This window comes from Terracoccus sp. 273MFTsu3.1 (assembly GCF_000383675.1).
GTDB lineage: Bacteria > Actinomycetota > Actinomycetes > Actinomycetales > Dermatophilaceae > Terrabacter.
In genome coordinates this window covers 446,547-465,240 of record NZ_KB911823.1, presented here as the reverse complement: position 1 = coordinate 465,240, position 18,694 = coordinate 446,547, and the positions used below count along the sequence as shown (strand labels likewise).

At 71.7% G+C, this 18,694-nt stretch carries 13 protein-coding genes; 7 read left to right on the top strand and 6 right to left on the bottom strand.

The genetic code is table 11. The features are described from left to right. Positions 1–356 precede the first annotated feature (356 nt). Positions 357–557: a hypothetical protein gene (locus H283_RS0115075; protein WP_231372290.1), complete on the top strand. Its 201-nt coding sequence runs from the start codon at positions 357–359 to the stop codon at positions 555–557. A gap of 85 nt (positions 558–642) precedes the next feature. Here H283_RS0115075 and glsA read toward each other — a convergent pair whose 3' ends face one another. Both glsA and H283_RS0115065 read right to left on the bottom strand, forming a co-directional pair. Then, entirely contained in the window at positions 643–1,668 is a 1,026-nt protein-coding gene (glsA, locus tag H283_RS0115070) for a glutaminase A (protein WP_020144360.1), read from the bottom strand. Between the two features lie 103 nt (positions 1,669–1,771). Next, positions 1,772–3,229 carry a DUF2252 domain-containing protein gene (locus tag H283_RS0115065; RefSeq protein WP_020144359.1) on the bottom strand — a complete coding sequence of 486 codons (1,458 nt, stop codon included), beginning with the start codon at positions 3,227–3,229 and terminating at the stop codon, positions 1,772–1,774. A 151-nt stretch (positions 3,230–3,380) separates the two neighbouring features. Between H283_RS0115065 and H283_RS25310 the strand changes: the two genes are divergently transcribed. Next, complete coding sequence (locus tag H283_RS25310) at positions 3,381–4,079, top strand: 4'-phosphopantetheinyl transferase superfamily protein (RefSeq protein ID WP_020144358.1); 699 nt, start codon at positions 3,381–3,383, stop codon at positions 4,077–4,079. Positions 4,080–4,092: 13 nt separating this feature from the next. Here H283_RS25310 and H283_RS0115055 read toward each other — a convergent pair whose 3' ends face one another. Both H283_RS0115055 and H283_RS0115050 read right to left on the bottom strand, forming a co-directional pair. Continuing rightward, complete coding sequence (locus H283_RS0115055; protein ID WP_020144357.1) at positions 4,093–5,457, bottom strand: M1 family metallopeptidase; 1,365 nt, start codon at positions 5,455–5,457, stop codon at positions 4,093–4,095. Further along, positions 5,454–9,503: a Pls/PosA family non-ribosomal peptide synthetase gene (locus H283_RS0115050; protein ID WP_020144356.1), complete on the bottom strand. Its 4,050-nt coding sequence runs from the start codon at positions 9,501–9,503 to the stop codon at positions 5,454–5,456. The genes H283_RS0115055 and H283_RS0115050 overlap by 4 nt, the downstream gene beginning before the upstream one ends. Positions 9,504–9,702: 199 nt before the next feature. On the opposite strand from H283_RS0115050, the gene H283_RS0115045 reads away from it, so the two are divergent. The 4 genes from H283_RS0115045 to H283_RS0115030 all read left to right on the top strand — a co-directional run bounded on the left by H283_RS0115045 (position 9,703) and on the right by H283_RS0115030 (position 14,289). Beyond that, the gene (locus H283_RS0115045) at positions 9,703–10,839 is read left to right on the top strand and encodes an aminopeptidase P family protein (protein ID WP_020144355.1); all 1,137 of its coding nucleotides are present in this window, start codon (positions 9,703–9,705) and stop codon (positions 10,837–10,839) included. A 211-nt stretch (positions 10,840–11,050) separates the two neighbouring features. Beyond that, positions 11,051–12,505 (top strand): APC family permease, encoded by a 1,455-nt coding sequence (locus tag H283_RS0115040; protein ID WP_020144354.1) that lies wholly within the window; start codon positions 11,051–11,053, stop codon positions 12,503–12,505. After that, positions 12,502–12,945, top strand: a complete 444-nt coding sequence (locus H283_RS0115035; protein WP_020144353.1) for a hypothetical protein — start codon at positions 12,502–12,504, stop codon at positions 12,943–12,945. Before H283_RS0115040 ends, H283_RS0115035 begins: the two co-directional genes overlap by 4 nt. 6 nt (positions 12,946–12,951) lie before the next feature. Beyond that, on the top strand, positions 12,952–14,289 hold the full coding sequence (locus tag H283_RS0115030) for a dipeptidase (RefSeq protein WP_028785619.1): 1,338 nt from the start codon (positions 12,952–12,954) through the stop codon (positions 14,287–14,289). Between the two features lie 26 nt (positions 14,290–14,315). Here the strand turns inward: H283_RS0115030 and H283_RS0115025 are convergent, their stop codons facing one another. Continuing rightward, positions 14,316–15,866, bottom strand: coding sequence for an MFS transporter (locus H283_RS0115025; protein WP_028785618.1), 1,551 nt, complete (start codon positions 15,864–15,866; stop codon positions 14,316–14,318). Positions 15,867–16,053: 187 nt separating this feature from the next. On the opposite strand from H283_RS0115025, the gene H283_RS0115020 reads away from it, so the two are divergent. Next, on the top strand, positions 16,054–17,379 hold the full coding sequence (locus H283_RS0115020) for a threonine/serine exporter ThrE family protein (protein ID WP_020144350.1): 1,326 nt from the start codon (positions 16,054–16,056) through the stop codon (positions 17,377–17,379). A 19-nt stretch (positions 17,380–17,398) separates the two neighbouring features. Here the strand turns inward: H283_RS0115020 and H283_RS25305 are convergent, their stop codons facing one another. Continuing rightward, complete coding sequence (locus H283_RS25305) at positions 17,399–18,694, bottom strand: sodium:proton antiporter (protein WP_020144349.1); 1,296 nt, start codon at positions 18,692–18,694, stop codon at positions 17,399–17,401.

The window sequence follows — 18,694 nt, the reverse complement described above, 5'->3', positions numbered from 1 at the left end:
TGACCTCGTTTGAGGGCAAGGCAAGGCGGGCACGCAGGAGGTATGCGCCTACGAGACCACCACAAGGGAGACCTGGTCCTGACCGCTCTGGCCCTCGCCGTCGCCATCGCCGCAACCGCGCGACAGGCGGCCCGCTGGGGCGCACGGCGTCACCAGCGTGCCGACGGACGCCGGGGTCCGAAGGGCTGACGACGCCCCACGTCGAGGGCGTCACCCGGACATGAGGGTCTACGCCGTCGAGTGACACGACGGGTGCCGAAGCGGGTATGGATCGGGGCGAGGGTTAACGCGCGCGCCATCGCACGATGCCTCGCCAGCAATTCGACGGGGTCACATGCCAGGAGAGTGTTTCGAAGGTGGACGTGGAGACGATCCAGATCCCGTGCCCGACCGAGGGGTGCGAGGGCGACGTCCATGCGGCAAGGGAACTGGACGACGACGGAACCCGATGGAGGATCGTCTGGTTCGAGGACGTGCCAGTGGTCCTGTGCTCCCGCGGTTGCAGGCCGCCCGAGGACCTCGTCAGCCTCATCGATCCCGAGGTCCGCGCTGCCTGAGGTGCACCTCGAGCGGGGCCACCCCGCACGCCTGCGTCGATGCGGGCGCACGTGCCTCGAAGACGAGCCGGGCAGAGAGCGGTCCTCACTCCGGAGGGACCGTCGCCGAGGCGAAGAGGTTGAGTCCGAGCCGTTCGGCGAGGTACTTGGTGACCAGCTGACCGCGCACGCTGTTGCCCGCCACGTCCAGCGGAGGGGAGAACGTCGCCAGGCCGCCCTTGCCGGGCGCGACGGTGACGATGCCACCGCTCACCCCGCTCTTGCCGGGCACCCCGACCTCGTAGAGCCAGTCGCCCGACAGCTCGTAGAGGCCGGCGGTGGCCATCACCGCCAGGACACGCCGGCACACGCCTCGCCCGACGACCGCCTCTCCGGTCACCGGGTTGACGCCACCGTTCGCGAGCGTGGATGCCATGACCGCGAGGTCGTGGACGCTCACGTCGAGCGAGCACTGGCGGGTGTAGACGTCGGTGGCCTCGTCCGGGTCGAAGTAGAGGCGACCGTAGCTCTGCAGCAGGTGGGCGATGCCCTGGTTGCGCAGGTTGGTCGCGGACTCCGAGGCGTAGACCCGATCGTTCAGGCTCAGCTCACGGCCGGCGAAGCGTGACAGGCCCTCCCTGACCCGGTCCCACTTCTCCTCGGCTGTGCTTCCCGGCACCAGACTCGTCGCCGCGATCGCGCCCGCGTTGACCAACGGGTTCATCGTCCTGTCCAGGTTGAGCTCGACGGCCACGAGGGAGTCGAAGGGGAAGCCGGTGCTGTTGACCCCGAGGAGGCGACGCGCGTCGACGTCCCCGAGCGCCTCGCAGACCAGCGCGAAGACGAACGGTTTCGACACGCTCTGGATCGAGAACGTCCTCTCGACGTCCCCGATCTCGAACGACCTCCCACGTACTCCCACCACGGAGATGCCGAACCAGTCCGGCGACGCCTCGGCCAGCACCGGGATGTAGTCGGCGACGGCACCTTCCCGGTTGGCCCGATACCGCTCGTACGCCTCGGTGACGGCGACGATGACCTCGTCCGGCTCCGGGAGCTCTCCGGTGGAGATCGACGCCCTGACCGCTTCCTCGTCGAACGGCAGCTGCTCGTGCATCGACAGCCTGGTCATGGCGTGCCTCCCGGAGTGGTGTTCGAGGTCCGGCCGGTCGGAATCCTCTCGGTGACCGGCGGTGGAGCGAGTTCGGCCCGCCCCTGACCGCTGACCGAGCTCTCTACATGCCCGTCTGGGCCTCGAGGCGCCCGGTCCGGACTGCCTCCACGAGGGCCTCGTAGTCGCGCTCGTTCTGGTCGGCGTAGGACGACGCGAAGTCCGCGATCGCCCGGTCGAACGTGTCGCTCGTGCCGAGGTAGGAGGCCAGGGCGATCCGGTCGCCCGAGCGGGCGTGCGCGCGCGCCAGGGTGGCCCCACAGACCCGGGCATAGGTGGACATGACGCCGGCGCTCATGGTGTCGACCTCGGCAGAGCCCTTCCAGTCGCGCAGCTGACGCAGGTAGAAGTCTCGGACCTGACCGTCGAAGCCGTTGACGCGCTGCCAGCCGAGGAAGATGTCGCTGGTCGCCTGCATGAGCCGCTGTCCCGCGACGACGCGCTGCCCGTGGTTGGCGTAGCGGCTCCTGCCGACGAACCGCTCCAGGACCGACTCCTGGGCCTCCTTGGCCTGGAGGAAGAGCGGGTCCTGTCCGTCCCTGCCGAGCATCAGGATGATCCAGGCCCGGGTGCCGACGCTGCCGACCCCGACGACCTTGCGGGCGGCATGGACGTAGTCGAAGGACTCCAGGAGCGTGCGTCGGTCCGTCTCGAGGGTGCGTCGGTACGAGCGGAGGAGGCCGCGCAGCTCACCCCCGACGTCCTCGCTGCTCGTCCCCTCCGGCGCGAGGTCCTCGATCGGCACGATGAGGGGTGGGTCCGAGATGATGCGGCGCTGCCCGTCGACCTCGCGGGTCAGCTTCGTGAAGGCCTGCATGCTGTCGCGGGTGCGTGCCTTGGCCAGGTTGGCCTGGGCCTTGGCCTGCTGCTTCTTCGAGATGCTGGACTTGAGGAGCTCGAAGACCTTCTCGACCTCGATGTGGGCGTACCAGACCTCGAGGTTGCGGGCGGCGGCGTGCTGCTGCATCCGGGTCCGGTACTCGGCGACGCAGGCCCTGACCACCGCCCGCCGGTCTGCCGCCGAGAAGCCCCGGTCGCGGCCGGCGATCTCGAAGCTCGTGCCGAGTCGCTTGACGTCCCACTCCCACGGACCCGGGAGGGTCTCGTCGAAGTCGTTCATGTCGAACACGAGTCGACGCTCCGGGGAGGCGAAGACCCCGAAGTTGGACAGGTGCGCGTCGCCGCAGATCTGGGCGGTGAACCCGGATCGGGGCGTCGCCGCGAGGTCGCTGGCCATGATGAGGGCGGCGCCCCGGTAGAACGTGAACGGGGAGACGAGCATGCGTCCGTAGCGCAGGGGGACGAGCTCGGGGACCCTGCTCGTCGCCTGCTGCTCGAGCAGCGCGACGGGGTCCGGCCGGTTCGTCGTCGGCTCCCACGTGGCGTGGCTGCTCCTCGGCGTCTCGTTGCGGGCGCCCTTGCCCCTCGCCACCCGCTCGTCCGGGCTCAGGTGGGTCACCTTCCCGGCGCTCCCCGTCTCGAGCGGTCCCGGCGTCGTCGCTGACTGGCTCTCGATGCTCACGGTCTCTCCTCCGGGTGACGCGTCGTCACGGAGCGCCGGGTGCGCTCTCCTCGACGCTGACACCACCCGCCGGGGATCGCATCACCTTGTCAGGGCGATGTCCCAGCAGCCCGACCTTGCGCATCCGTGCCTCTGCGTCGATCCTTGGCGCGTGGACGGCACCGATGGGTCGCGGCGGCCCATCGACGCGACGGTCGAGGTCTGGGTGCGCGCGACGACGTCGTCGGCCGGGGTCCCGGGCGCTGCTGCGCCCACCGCGGCGGGACTCGACGGGCTCGAGCGCGAGCGCTGGTCGCGTCTGGTCGACCGACGCGACGCCACGGCATACCTCGTGCTCCACGCGCTCGCCCGTCACGAGATCGGCCGGCTCCTGGGGCGACCACCCGCGTCGCTGCGCTTCGACCGCACGTGCCCCGACTGCGGCCGGCAGCACGGCGCCCCCCGCCTGCTCGACGACCCGGGGTTGTACCTGTCGCTGAGCCGCACCCGCGCCGTCGTCGCGCTCGCCCTGAGCCGGGCGGGACCGCTCGGTGTCGACGTCGAGGCCGTCGACGCCGTGGGGTTCACTGGATACGACGACGTGGCGTTGCACCCGGACGAACGCCCCCGTGGCGCTAGAGAGCTCACGGACGCGACGACGTGGGTGCGCAAGGAGGCCGCCCTCAAGGCCCTCGGCGTGGGCCTCCGCGTCGACCCGGCGACCTTCGCGACTCCTGCGCCAGGCGTCCCCACCGAGATCGTCCCCGGTATGCCGTCGGTGACGGTCGTCGACCTCGACGTGCCGTCAGCGTATGCGGCCGCCGTCGCCCTCGCGTCGGCCGCGGGAGCGCTGGCGGTGCGCGCCCACTGAGGCGTCGAGCCCGCTAGGCGAACCGGGGCAGGGGAGTGGCCCAGAGCCACCGCTCGAGCAGGTCGCGTGCCCGCCGGGCGCCGGCGTCGCCGTCCCCGTCGCCGTCCGTGGGCATCGTCTCCCGCACGAACGTCTCGACGTGGGAGACGAACTCGTCGGTGGTCACGGACCCGTGCCGGTGGGCCGCGACCCAGTCGCGCACGAGGTCGAAGAACGCGACGTCGCCGAGCTCCACCCGCAGGGCGTGCAGGGTCAGCGCCCCCCGCTTGTAGACGCGGTCGTCGAACATCAGGTCGGGCCCGGGGTCGGCGAGCACGACGTCCTGGGCCAGGCGGGAGAGCCGGGACCAGTGGGTCGCGGCGTTGACGCGCACCGGGATGCCGTCCGCCTGCTCCGCCCAGAGCCACTCGGCGTAGCAGGCGAACCCCTCGTTGAGCCAGATGTCGGCCCACGTCGACGGGGTCAGGCTGTTGCCGAACCACTGGTGCGCGAGCTCGTGGGCGACGAGGCGCTCGTGGCGGCGACGCCCGTCGAGCCAGTTCGGCCCGAACGTCGCCATGGCGTGCGCCTCGAGCGGGATCTCGAGGTCGTCGGCGGTGACGACGACGGTGTAGTCCTCGAACGGGTAGGGCCCGAAGAGCGTCTCGTAGAGGCTCGTCATCTCAGGCAGTCGCTCGAGATCGTGCATGACGTCGCGCTCGCGGGTCGCCGGCAGCACGACGGCGATCGGCACGTCAGCAGGGGTCAGGGCGCGCCGCACGTATCGGCCGACGTGGACCGTGGCGAGGTAGGTCGCCATGGGCACGTCCTGCTCGAAGACCCGTCGCGTCCGGCTGCCGCGCGCCCGGGCCGCCACGAGCGCCCCTGTGGCGACGACGTCAAAGGGGGAGTCACACTCGAACGCGAGCCGGTACGTGGCCTTGGTCCGGGGATGGTCGTTGCACGGGAACCACGTCGCCGCCCCGTTGGGCTGCGCGGCCACGAGCGCCCCTTCGGTGAGCTCCTCCCAGCCGACGTCGCCCCAGCGCGTCGCCACGGGACCGGGCGTGCCGGCATACGTGATCGCGACCTGGGTGCGCGCGCCGCGCGACAGGGGGAGCGACGGCGTGACGACGACCCGTGGGCCGCGGTGCACCCACTTGGCGGCGCGTCCCCCGACCGAGACCTTGAGGACGCGCAGGCCCACGAGATCGACGACGAGCCGCCGCACGTCCTCGAGCACGGTGACCTCGAGGACGGCGCGACCGGCGAGGCGGTTGGTCGAGACCTTGTAGTCGAGATCGAGGTCGTAGTGGGTGACCTCGTAGGCGGGGTCGCCACGGTCTGGCGTGTAGGTGTCGGTCAGGGCGGGCACCTGCTGGACGAGGCCGCCCGTCATCGCACGCCGCTCGCGACGTCGCCCGATGGTGACCCCGAGGATGCGCCCGCCGATGTGCTGCCTGCGGGTCCGGACGCGTGGGCCACAGGGTCGGCACCGCTCCAGGGTGCGATCGGGTTGCCCGTCCAGCGGGTGCCGCGGGGCACGGCCTCGCCCCGGAGCACGAGTGAGCCCGGACCCACCGTCGCGGCCACCCCGATGCTCGCCGCGGGGAGGATCACCCCGTTGGGGCCGAGCGTGGCTCCGTCCTCGAGCGTGACCGTGTCCATGCTCATGATTCGATCATGGAAGAGATGGGTCTGGAGCACGCAGCCCCGGTTGACGGTCACCCCGTCACCGAGCGTCACGAGGTCCGCCTCGGGCAGCCAATAGGTCTCACACCACACCCCATGCCCGATCCGGGCCCCGAGGCTGCGCAGCCAGACGTTGATGGCCGGTGTGCCCGTCGCCGTCCACGCGAACCACGGTCCGGCGACCATCTCGACGAACGTGTCGACCACCTCGTTGCGCCAGACGAAAGAGCTCCAGAGCGGGTGCTCGACGGCGCCGATGCGGCCGACGACGACCCACTTGGCGACGGTCGTCACTCCGGCGGCGACGGCCCCGGCGGCGGCGAGGACGACACCGCCGAGAGCCGCCGCACCGGCGAGGCCGACGCGGTCGACGAGCCACTGCAGCGCCACGAGGACGGAGACCCCGATCGCCACGGTCACCATGACGGGCACGATCCGGCACAGCTCGACGAGGCCACGGACCACCTTGAGCCTCAGCGGGGGAGCGAAGGTCCTCTCGTCGTCGGACCCCTGCGGGGGGCGACGCAGCCGCACCGGCGGGCTGCCGAGCCAGCTCGACCCCGCCTTGGACTTCTGCGGTGCGGCCGACAGCACCGCGACGAGGCCGTGCTTGGGCACGCGTCGGCCCGGCGCCGTCATGCCGCTGTTGCCGAGGAAGGCGCGCTTGCCGATCTTGGCCGGGGCGATGTGCACCCATCCGTGGGCCAGCTCGTAGCCGGCGACCATCGTGTCGTCGGCGAGGAAGGCGCCGTCGGCTACGGACGTCATCGACGGCAGCAGCAGGACCGTCGAGGCCTCGACGTCCCGGCCGACGCGGGCGCCGAGGGCCCGCAGCCACATCGGGGTGACGAGACTCGCGTAGACGGGGAAGAGCAGCGTCCGCGCCTGGTCGAGGAGGCGCTCCGTCGCCCACACCTGCCAGCCGACCCTGCCGCGCACCGGGTGGTAGCCCTCGCGCAGCCCGATGGCCAGCAGGCGGACCAGCCCGATGGTGACGGCCGCGAGCGTGGCGAGCCCGAGCACGGTCAGGACGGGCACCGCCGCGTATGCCGTCACGACCGCCTCGCGTGACCCCGTGGCCCGGGCGACCGCACCGCCCACGACGAGCACGCCGGGCAGGAGGGCGAGGAAGGGAAGGACCGACAGCAGGACGCCGGACAGCCCGTAGACCAGGAGCCACGCCGGTGCGTTCGGTGGACGCTCGCCGGGCCAGCTCGAGTGGCTCGGGTCGTCGACCCGCTGGGCCGGGGACCCGGCGACGACCCGCCCGGGTCGCACGGACCGGAGGACGGTGGAGCCGGCCTCGACGACGACGCCACGGCCGATGTGCACGTCCGGACCGATGGTGCTGCGGGCGCCGACGACGGCATCGCGGCCGATGTGGACGAGGCCGACGTGCACGACGTCTCCGTCGATCCAGTAGCCGGAGAGGTCGACCTCGGGCTCGACGCTGGCACCCGACCCGATCGTCAGCATGCCGGTGACCGGGGGCACCGAGTGGAGGTCGACACCGGGTCCGACCGAGGCCCCGAGCATCCTCGCGTAGTAGATGATCCACGGTGCGCCCGCCATCGTGATGGCACCCATGGCGTCGGCGAAGCGCTCGGCGGCCCAGAGCCGCATCTGCACGCTCCCGCCGCGGGGGTAGCTGCCCGGACGCACACCGGCGAGCAGGGCTCGGGCGGCCAACGCGGACAGGCCCATCCGGCCGAGCGGGGTGATGAAGAGGAGCCAGCCGACGCCGATGGCCCACCAGGACACCGGTTGCGACCAGACGGCGAGGTTGCCGAGGCGCAGGAGCTCGGTGAGGGTGGCGAGACCCACGAGCCACTGCAGTCCCTTGACCGTGAGCAGGACGAGCGACACGACCGTCTGCACGAGCTGCGTGCCGCGCGGGATGCGACGCACCGTGCGTTGCGTCCGTGACCCGTCGGCCGTGTCCATGGTCTCGAGCAGCTCCGCCTGGGCGCCGAGGCGCGGGTGCGCGTGGACGTCGGCCACCGTCACCGTCGGGTAGCGCTCGCGAAGCAGCGACACGAGGCGCGCCGACGACAGGCTCCCGCCCCCGTGGTCGAAGAAGTCGGCGTCCGCCGAACGGACCTCGGTGCCGAGCACCGCGGTCCAGTGACCCGCGAGCCACGCCTCGGTGCCGGAGAGGTCGCTGGGCTCACCGTCGTCGGCCGCGCCCGGCAGCGGCCACGGCAGCGCCGCACGGTCGACCTTGCCCGACGTGCGCGTCGGCAGGGACTCGACGACGGCGAGGACGGGCACGAGGGCGGCGGGCAGCTCCTCGTGCAGCCGCGCGAGCGCCGCGGTCCGGTCGAAGTCGGGGGGCGACGGCGGCAGGTCGGCGTGGCCGCGAGCCTCGGGCACGACGTAGCCGACGAGGACCTGGCTCCCGGCCGCCGTCGCCTTGACCGCCGCGGCCGCACCGGAGACACCCGGGAGCGACTGGAGCGCCGCGTCGACCTCCCCGAGCTCGATCCTGCGACCACCGAGCTTGACCTGCTCGTCGGCGCGACCGATGAAGACGAGGCCCTCGGGGTCGTTGACGACGAGATCGCCCGACCGGTAGGCGCGCTCCCAGCCGAGGGTCGGCATGGGGGCGTACTTCTCGGCGTCCTTGGCGGGGTCGAGGTAGCGGGCGAGCCCGACGCCGCCGATGATGAGCTGACCCGTCTCACCCTGGGCGACGGGCCGGTCGTCCGGGCCGACGACGGCGAGGTCCCAGCCGTCGAGGGGCAGGCCGATCCGGATCGGGGTGGTCCCGTCGAGCCGCGCCCCGCAGGCGACGACGGTCGCCTCGGTCGGGCCGTAGGTGTTCCACACCTCGCGGTCCGGTGCGACGAGCCGCTCGGCGAGCTCGGGCGGGCACGCCTCACCCCCGAAGACGAGCAGCCGCACCGGCTCGAGGGCCTCGGCCGGCCAGAGCGCGGCCAGCGTCGGGACCGTGGAGACGACCGTGACGTCCTGGGCCACGAGCCACGGTCCGAGGTCCATGCCGGTGCGCACGAGACTCCGTGGCGCCGGGACGAGGCACGCTCCGTGCCCCCAGGCGAGCCACATCTCCTCGCACGAGGCGTCGAACGCGACCGACAGGCCGGCGAGCACGCGGTCACCCGGACCGATCGGGCTGTCCTGCAAGAACATCCGGGCCTCTGCGTCGACGAAGGCCGCCGCTGAACGGTGGGAGACCGCCACACCCTTGGGCACGCCGGTCGATCCCGAGGTGAAGATCACCCAGGCGTCGTCCTCGGTACGGACCTCCGGCAGGGCGGTCCGGTCGGCCCGACCGTCCCGGCCCGCGCGCGCCGGCCGCGGTGCCGGGCGTCGGGACGTCCGTCCGGACGCCGGGACGGGCGAGCCCGGCGACGGCACCGTGACCTGCCGGCGTGCTCCCACGACCGCCTTCACGGCGGCCTCGGAGAAGACGAGGTCGGCCCGCTCCTGCGGGTCGTCGACGTCGACAGGCACGTACGCCGCCCCGGCGTGGAGGACACCGAGCACGGCGACGTAGAGGTCGGTCGTCCCCGACGGCACGCGCACGCCCACCCGGTCGCCACGGCATACGCCGGCAGCCACGAGCTCGGCGGCCATCCGTCGCGCCTGCACGGTCAGCTCGGCATACGTCAGGACGGTGACGGTGTCGTCCAGCGCCGGCGCGTCGGGATGACGCGAGGTGACGTCGGCGAGCACGTCGACGAGCGTCCGCGGCGCGGCGGCGCGGTCACCGGCCAGCAGGGGATCCACCATGCGCGCTCCTCGTCAGGGCCGGCGCGGACGCGTCGACCACCATGCCGAACCTAACGCTGCCGGGTGAACGCCGGGTGCCGGTTCTGCGACGTCGGTGAGTGTCCTGCGGCGTGCGCGTCGACCGGATGTCATCCCGATCGTGTGAGCAACCCGACGGAGAGGCAGACCTAGCATGAAGCGCGACCCAAGGGAGACCGCCATGAGCCCCGTCGACGTGCAGCCACCATCGCCGTTCACCATGGACGACTACCTCGCGCGTGCACGACGCGTCGTGGCAGCCGCCTCCGAGGCCGGCCTCGCCGGCGTCCTCGTGACCCCCGGGCCCGACCTCGTCTGGCTCGCCGGCTACCAGCCCACTGCGATCACCGAGAGGCTGACGGTGCTCGTGCTGGCGCCCGATGAGGAGCCGACCCTGCTGGTCCCCACCCTCGAGCGGCCGGACGCCGAGGCGGCAGTGGGGGTGCGCGGCATGAAGGTCCTCGACTGGGCCGACGCCACCGACCCCTACCGGGCCGCGGCTCGGCTGCTGCGACCCGACGGCACGTACGGCATCTCCGACTCGGCGTGGGCCCTGCACCTCCTCGGCCTGCAGGCAGCCCTGCCCCGCACGGCGTACCGGTCCCTCACGGGGGGCCTACCGATGATGCGGGCGGTCAAGGGACCGGACGAGCTGGCGCGGCTGGCGGCCGCTGGTGCTGCGGCTGACGCGGCCTACGGCGAGATCGTCAAGGTCCGCTTCGCCGGACGCCGTGAGACGGAGGTGGCCGCGAACCTCGCCGGGCTCCTGCGTCACTTCGGGCACGAGCAGGTCGACTTCACGGTGGTCGGGTCCGGCCCCAACGGCGCCAACCCGCACCACGAGGCTGGTGACCGCGTGATCCAGGAGGGCGACGCGGTCGTCCTGGACTTCGGCGGCCTCATGTTCGGCTACGGGTCCGACACCACCCGCACGGTGAGCGTCGGGGAGCCGACCCAGCAGATCCGTGAGGTCCACGAGATCGTGCGGCTCGCGCAGGAGGCTGGTGTCGCCGCAGCCCGGACGGGTGCGACGTGCCAGGACGTCGACCGCGCGGCGCGAGCCGTCATCACCGATGCGGGCCACGGCGAGGAGTTCCTCCACCGGACGGGCCACGGCATCGGGGTGACGACCCACGAGCCCCCGTACATGGTCGAGGGCGAGGAACAGCCCCTCGTCCCCGGGATGTGCTTCTCGGTGGAGCCCGGGATCTACCTCGCCGGACGTTTCGGCGTGCGCATCGAGGACATCGTCACCGTGACCGAGACCGGCCCCGCGCGGCTCAACAACACCGACCACGGGCTCGTCGTCGTCGAGTGAGGTCTGTCCGGTATCACCCCGAACGGGTGACGCCGGTGGACGCTCACCCGCACCACCGTAGGGGGACGTGCAGTTGTCTCAGGGAGCGGACGGTGGTCGGCATGCAGGTGGGCGTGAGGGCATACGGAGAGCACCGGCCGCAGGGGAGTCAGGACGACCCGGGCCCGGCATCGCTCACCATGACGACGCCGGGAGGACGGTCGTGAGCGCCATGGACGCGGCGGCCGACGAGCCCGTCGCCGCCGCCACAAGGCGCACCAGAGCGCCGGCCACGGCCTACATCTCGTGGATCGCGCTGGCCATGATGACGACGAGCTCGGTCGCCAGTCTCCGGGCGGCCCCGACCATGGCCGTGTACGGGCTGGCCTGCGTCTTCCTCTACGTCGTCCCAGCCATCGTCTTCCTGATCCCCACGTCCCTGGTCTCGGCCGAGCTCGCGTCCGGCTGGGACGGCGGCGTCTACAACTGGGTGGCCCGTGGCATCTCCAAGCCGATGGGCTTCCTCGCCGTGTGGTGCCAGTTCGCCATGACGATCTTCTACTACCCGAGCCTGCTCGGTTTCGTCGCCAGCACCCTGGCCTACGTCATCAACCCGGCCCTCGCGTCCAACGGCGTGTGGACGGCCCTCGTCATCGTCGTCGTGTACTGGTCAGGCGTGTGGGTCTCCTCCCGTGGGGCCAAGGGCGTCTCCGGTCTGGCTAGTGCCGGACTCATCATCGGGACGCTGATCCCCGGGGTCGTCCTCGTCACGTTGGGCGCCGTCTTCCTCGGTCAGGGCAACCCATCGGCTGCTCCGATGACCGCCGACAACCTGCTGCCCGTCTGGGCGGGGCTCTCCAGCCTCGTGCTCATCGTCAACAACTTCCTGTCCTACTCCGGCATGGAGATGAACGCGGTCCACGTCGGCTCGTTGAAGAACCCGGCCAAGGAGTTCCCGAAGTCGATGTTCCTCGCCATGGGACTCGTGCTCGTGATCTTCATCCTCCCCGCCCTGGCGATCAGCTGGATCGTGCCCGCAGAAGAGCTGTCACTCACGGCGGGAGTCATGCAGGCGTTCGACGCGGTCTTCGCGAACTTCGGTGCGCAGTGGCTGACCCCGATCGTCGGGATCATGCTGGTGACGGCGTCCCTCGGAGGCATGCTCACCTGGCTCGCCGGTCCGTCGAAGGGCCTGCTGCTCATCTCGCGACAGGAGGGCTACCTGCCACCGGTGCTGCAGAAGCTCAACAAGAATGGCGTCCAGCAGAACATCCTGGTGGCCCAGGGCATCGTGACCACGGTCATCGGGCTCGGATACGCGCTGATCCCGAACGTGTCGAGCGCCTACTGGATCTTCTCCGTCATCACCACGCAGGTCTACCTCATCATGTACCTGCTCATGTTCGTGGCCGCGGTGCGCCTGAGGCGCAACGACCCCGACCACGCGCGCGGCTACCGGGCCCCGATGCTCGGGGCGCTCTGCGGCATCGGTTTCGCCGCCTCGCTCGCCGCCCTGCTCATCGGGTTCGTCCCGCCGTCCCAGTTCGGATCGGGCAGTCCCGCGACGTATCTCGTGGTCGTCGCGGCCGGCGCGCTCGGCCTCGGCCTGCTCGTCCCGTTCCTCTTCTACAAGCTGCGCAAGCCCTCGTGGAAGCAGCCTGAGACGTCAGAGGTGCCCGCATCATGAACATCACGGAGAACGAGACGTACCAGCGGAACCGGACGACGTACATCGTGGCGGGCATCGCGGTCGTGGCCCTGACGGTCATCGCGCTGCTCACCTTCCACTCGGGCAAGACGTCCCAGCAAGCCGAGCAGAAGGCCACGGCCCTCATCGCGGCCGTCACGGCCGCCGGCGCCCGCGCGCCGAGCAAGGAGCAGGTCGTGCAGCTCTTGGGGGACGACGGTGGCGCGGTCTGCGACGACCCGAACGGGTCCCTGCGCAAGGGCATCCTCCTCGGCCAGCTCATGAACGGCGCGGCCGGTCCGGGGATGCGACCGGTCATCGCAGACAACCGGGTGGTCAAGGGACAGCTCCTCGTCCTGAAGATCTACTGCCCGGACGAGGTGCCCACCTTCCAGGAGTTCGTCGACGACCTCGACCTCTCCGACACGGTGAAGGGCTGACGACCCGTGGAGCTGCGTGAACGTGTTGCCGACCTGATGGGTCAGGCCCGGTCCGACCTCGCCGAGCTGGTGACGATCCCGTCGGTCGCCGACCCGCGGCAGTACCCGCCGGAGGAGTGCGCCCGCGCCGCCCAGTGGGTGCTCGATGCTTTCGCGGCGGTCGGGTTCGCCGACGCACACCTGGCCGAGACCGCTGACGGGAGCCGGGCGGTTGTGGGGTCCCGACCCTGCGGCAACCCCGACGCCGTCACCGTCCTGTTGTACGCCCACTACGACGTGCAGCCACCGCTGGACGACGACGCGTGGCGCACCCCGCCGTTCGAGCTGACCGAGGTCGACGGCCGCTGGTACGGCCGCGGTACGGCCGACTGCAAGGGCAACATCGTCATGCACCTCACCGCACTCCGTGCCTTGGGTGATGACGTGCCGGTGAACCTCAAGCTCGTCGTCGAGGGCTCGGAGGAGCAGGGCACGGGCGGCCTCGAGGACTTCGTGCCGAAGCACGCCGACCTGCTGCGCGCGGACGCCGTCCTGGTCTGTGACACGGGCAACGCAGCCGTCGGGCGACCTGCTGCCACCGTGAGCCTGCGCGGCATGGTCAACGTCGTCGTCAACGTCGAGGCCCTTGCCTCGGAGATCCACTCGGGCATGTTCGGCGGCGCCGCTCCCGATGCACTCGCGGCGCTCGTGGCCATGCTCGCCGGCCTGCGTGACGCCGAGGGCAACACGACGGTCGCCGGCCTCGAGAACAGCCAGGAGTGGTCGGGGGCCACCTACACCGAGGACCAGTTCCGCAGCGACGCCGGCGTCGTCGACGGTGGGTCGCTCCTGGGCGACGGCACCGTGTCCGACATGCTCTGGGCGCGCCCGGCGCTGACGGTCCTGGGCATCGACTGCCCTCCCGTCGTGGGATCCGCGGCCGCCATCGTGCCCCGGGCCCGCGCTCGCCTCAACCTGCGCATCCCTCCGGGAACGGACCCTGCCGTTGCCGAGAGGGCGCTGACCGACCACCTCGTCGCTGCTGCTCCCTGGGGCGTGCACGTGACCGTCGAGACGGAGGCGACGGGATCGCCCTTCTCGGCCCGAACCGACGGGCCCGCCTACCGCGCCATCGCGTCGGCGATGGAGGAGGCCTTCGGTACACCGATGGTGAGCCTCGGCCAGGGCGGCTCGATCCCGCTGTGCAACGTCTTCGCCGAGACCTACCCGGGTGCCGAGATCATCCTCATGGGTGTGGAGGAGCCTCTGACCCTCATCCACGCGCCCAACGAGAGCGTGCACCCACAGGAGATCGCGGACATGGCCCTGGCCGAGGCGCTCTTCCTCCAGCGACTCACTCGCTGAAACGCCCGCGACGACGAGGTACGCCCTCAGGCGCCCTTCGCAGCTCCCGTCGCCACGGCACCGGTCGCCGTCGTGCGCAGTGTCATGGCAGTGGACGCGGCAGCGGCCGCCGAGTCGTGGATCGTGCCCGTGGCGGCCTGGTGGCGTCCCATGAGGACGGCCATCAGCACTCCGGCGAGGCTGAATCCGGCCATCACCCAGGACGTGGTCGCCAGGCCTGACGCCAGGGCGTCGGCCGGTGGACGTCCCTTCGCGGTGCCGTCGGCGATGACGGCGCCGTAGATCGTCGCGGCGAGCGCCGTGGCGACCGCGGCTCCCACGTAGCGCGCCATGTTCGAGACACCCGACGCGGACCCGACCTGCTTCTCCGGCACGCACGCGGTGGACGCGGAGGACGCGGGGCCGTTGGACATCCCCATCCCCACGGCGACGGCGAGCAGGGGCAGGAGGAACGCGCGATAGGCCCAGTCCGCGTCCACGAAGCCGATCACCGCGAATCCGATGGCTGTCAGGAGGAAGCCGACGGCGACCACCTGGCGCCCGCCCAGGCGGGCCGTGAGCTTCGGCACGGCAGCGGCGATGGCGACGAGCCCGATGGTCGCCGGCAGCGTCGCGAGACCCGCCTGGAGCGTCGTGAAGCCGAGGGCGTTCGGGTCCTGGAAGTAGAGGCTGAGCAGGTACATCAGGGCGTTGATGGTGCCCGCACCGATGAGGATGGCGACCGTCGATCCCACGAGGACGCGGTTGCGCAGCAGGGCGAGGTCGAGCATCGGTACCGCCACGCGCCGCTCGACGGCGACGAAGGCGAATCCTGCAGCCACGCCGATGGCGAGGCACGCGATCGTCGCGACCGATGCCCACCCCCAGTCCCCGCCCTTGCTCAGCGCGAGGATGAGCGGTGCCAAGGTCAACGCGATGAGCAGCGAGCCGGCGTAGTCGATCGAGCGCGACCGGGTCGTGTCCCGCGACTCGGAGACCCTTCGGTACGTGATGAGGATGCAGACCACGGCGATCACGGCGTCGACCCAGAAGAGCCCCTGCCAGCCCATCACCGAGACGAGCACGCCACCCATGAGCGGCCCGGCCGCGGCGCCGACGGCCGCGGCGGCCCCCCAGAGCGACACGGCACGCAGCTGGGCCTCACCGTCGTTGGCGACGGACAGCAGGCTCAGGCCACAGGCGAGGATGGTGGCACCGGCCGCGCCCTGGATGACGCGGCCGGCGATGACCGCGCCTCCGGACGACGAGAGCGCGATGAAGATGCAGGACACGACGAAGAGCATCAGGCCGAGCTGGAAGACCCGCTTGCGGCCGAAGACGTCACCGAGCGAGCCCGACGTCACGATGACGGCCGCACCCACGAGTGAGTAGCCGGTGACCGCCCACTGCAGCGTCGTCACGTCCATGCCGGTGTCGGCACTGATGGCTGGCAGGAGGATGCTGACCGCCGAGGTGTTGGCGTTGACCACGAAGGTCGACAGGCACGTGGCCGCCAGCACACCACCCGCGCTCGCCGCGGTCTGCGCTGCCGCCCGTCCGGACCTCCCGGACCCGGCTGACGTACTCGCTTCGGCCATGGTTGTGCTCCCTCCGCCACGCACACGCGCCTCTCGCGCTCCTCGAATCTAGGTTGCGCACCGCCCGAGAGAGTCACCCGTGGAGGATGACTCTGGCGACGGGCCCGGCTGCCACGCTGGGGAGGTGTCCAGCGATGCGGACCCGGCACCCGGGGGGCTCGTCACACCGGGTGCACACGTGCGGTCGGTGAGCCGACGCTGGTGGTCGCGCGTCGCGGAGATCGCGCAGGGACACCTCGCGCCCCTGGGTCCTGCCACGGACCCGGAGCCGGAGGACTTCGACGCGCCGCCTCCCGAGGCCGTCCTCGACCTGCTCCGCCATCTCGGTGTCGTCATGTCCCGTGCCGGTGACGCGACGGAGCGCGTGACCCAGATCCTCGAGCAGGTGGCCGCCGTGTACGCGGCAACGGGGGTGACCTTCTTCGTCGTGCCCACCGGCGTGTTCGTGCGCATCGACACGGGGGACTCGAGCCGGATGGACTTCCAGGCCGGCAGCAGCGTGCCCCTGCGGCTCGACCAGGTCGACGCGCTCTACCGGCTCATCGACGACATCCGCCACGGCTCGGTGGACGCCGACGTCGCGCACGAGCGCCTCGATGCGCTGGTGGAGTCACGGCCGCGTTTCGGTGGTGGCGTGTCGGTCCTCGCCAGCGGTGTCCTCACCGTCGGCCTCGGTCTCATGCTCAACCCCACGGCCAGCGCCCTGCCGGCGTTCCTGCTCATCGGCTTCCTCGTCGGCGGCCTCCGGTGGTGGGCCGACCGCGAGCCCCTGCTCTCGCTCGTGCTTCCCGTCGTGACCGCGACGGTGGTCACGGCCATCGTGTTCCAGTGGGTGGCACCGGCACTGGACGCGCCGCCGCTGGAGATCGTCATCCCGGCGCTCGTGACCTTCCTGCCCGGGGCTGCGCTCACGATGGCGACCGTGGAGCTGTCGACGGGGGACATGCTGGCCGGCTCCGCCCGCCTGGTCTACGGGCTCGAGCGCCTGCTCGTGCTGACCTTCGGCATCGCGATGGGGGCCGAGCTGTCGGGTCTGCCTCCGCCCGTGGGCCATGCGCCCGAGGCCCTGGGAGCGTGGGCGCCGTGGGTGGGCGTGCTGGTCTTCGGGGTGGGGCAGTTCGTCGCCTCGTCCGCGCCGCGTCGCACGCTCGGATGGCTGCTCGTCGTGCTCTACGTCGCCTACGGAGTCCAGGCGGTGTCAGGACGTGCCATCGGCACGCTCGGCGCGAGCTTCCTCGCCGCGGCCGTCGTGCTGCCCGTGTGCTACGCGATCCAGAGCCGCCGCAGCGGTCCTCCGGTCCCGGTGACCTTCCTGCCGACGTTCTGGATGCTCGTGCCCGGGGCGCTCGGCCTCCAAGGGGTGGCGCGCATCGTCGGGGTCGACCAGGCCGCCGGCCTCGGCGACTTCGTCAACGCCCTCCTGAGCATCGTCGCCATCGCCGTCGGGGTGGTCGTCGGTTCCGGCCTCTCGGAACGCATCGGCCGCGCCACCTCGACCTGGCGCGGGATCTAGGGCGCGTCACCGTGGCGCGTCACCGTGGCGGCGTCACCGCTCCGTCCGGCGACCCGTACGTCGTGTGCCCGCCGACCGACCGGCGCACCGCCATGGGCTCTGCCGCGGGCTGGGTCTCGACCTCCGGCCTGGTGCGTCGGGCCCAGTCCCCGTACCGCTGCGCCCAGGGCCCGGCGGACAGACCGTGCAGGACGACGCTGAGGAGCACGGTCGTGGCGACGGCGCCGATGACCGTCTGGACGTCAGGGTCCGCCGCGCCGAGGGTCTCGTAGGTGATGAGCGCGAAGACGACCGAGGCGAGCCCACGCGGACCGAACCAGCCGACGAAGAGCACGGTGCGCCGTCGCAGTCCCGTCCCCACGAGACACAGCGCCACGGGGACCATCCGCAGGGCGGTGAGCGAGACCGCCGCGTAGAGCAGGCTCTGCCACCGCGCCATCCAGTCGAGGTGATGGGCCACCGTGATCCCGAAGATCAGCCACACGGCGAACCCGAGCAGCGCGGAGAGCCGGTCGGTCATCTCCAGGCCGGCGTGCGTGTGCTGCGAGTCCGTCTGGGCGGCTGCGTATGCCGTCCCGGCCACGAAGGCGGCGACGAACCCGTTGCCGCCGACCTCGACGGCTCCGTAGTACGCAAGCACGGGCACCGAGAGCGTCGCGACGGGCAACAGCGTCGACTCCGCCCAGCCGGCTCGGCGCGACCGCTCGATCAGCCGGCCGGACGCGTACCCGGCGGCGATGCCGAGCACGCTGCCGATCGCCAGCTCGCGCAGCGCGTGGACGAGGGCGTCCTCCGGCGCCGCACCGGCGGCGGCCGCGATGGCGAACAGCACCACGGGAGTGGCCATCCCGTCGTTGAGACCGCTCTCGACGTTGAGGATGCGGCGCACCCGCACCGGCACGACCGGGTTGAGCACGGTGGCGGCGCCGAGTCCGGCGTCGGTGGGTGCGAGCGTCGCCGCGAGCAGCAGCGCCAGCCAGGCGCTGGAGCCGGGGAAGACTCCTCGTGCCAACAGGTAGCCGGCCGCGATCGTGAGGGGGAGACCGATGAGGAGCAGCCGGCCGGTGAAGACCGAGTCACTCCGCACCTCGCGCGGCTGCAGCTGAGCTGCGTCGTGGAAGAGGGTCAGCGCCAGCGTCACCTCCGCGATGGTGCGACTCGTCTCGGCCTCGGTCCCGCCCGTCAGGACGAGACCGACGCCGATGCCGGACGCGACGAAGACGATGGGGCCGGTCAGGTGCGCCCGGCCGACGCGAGCCGACTGGGTCACGAAGACGACGACCAGCAGGGCGAAGACCGCGACGACCCCCGTCAT

What these genes read in the sequence shown, in the direction of transcription:
- glsA (WP_020144360.1), bottom strand. Translation starts at nt 1,668, where the DNA reads ATGACCAGGCTGTCGATGCACGAGCAGCTGCCGTTCGACGAGGAAGCG.
- H283_RS0115055 (WP_020144357.1), bottom strand. Translation starts at nt 5,457, where the DNA reads ATGACGGGCGGCCTCGTCCAGCAGGTGCCCGCCCTGACCGACACCTAC.
- H283_RS0115050 (WP_020144356.1), bottom strand. Translation starts at nt 9,503, where the DNA reads ATGGTGGATCCCCTGCTGGCCGGTGACCGCGCCGCCGCGCCGCGGACG.
- H283_RS0115045 (WP_020144355.1), top strand. Translation starts at nt 9,703, where the DNA reads ATGAGCCCCGTCGACGTGCAGCCACCATCGCCGTTCACCATGGACGAC.
- H283_RS0115040 (WP_020144354.1), top strand. Translation starts at nt 11,051, where the DNA reads ATGGACGCGGCGGCCGACGAGCCCGTCGCCGCCGCCACAAGGCGCACC.
- H283_RS0115035 (WP_020144353.1), top strand. Translation starts at nt 12,502, where the DNA reads ATGAACATCACGGAGAACGAGACGTACCAGCGGAACCGGACGACGTAC.
- H283_RS0115025 (WP_028785618.1), bottom strand. Translation starts at nt 15,866, where the DNA reads ATGGCCGAAGCGAGTACGTCAGCCGGGTCCGGGAGGTCCGGACGGGCG.
- H283_RS25305 (WP_020144349.1), bottom strand. Translation starts at nt 18,694, where the DNA reads ATGACGGGGGTCGTCGCGGTCTTCGCCCTGCTGGTCGTCGTCTTCGTG.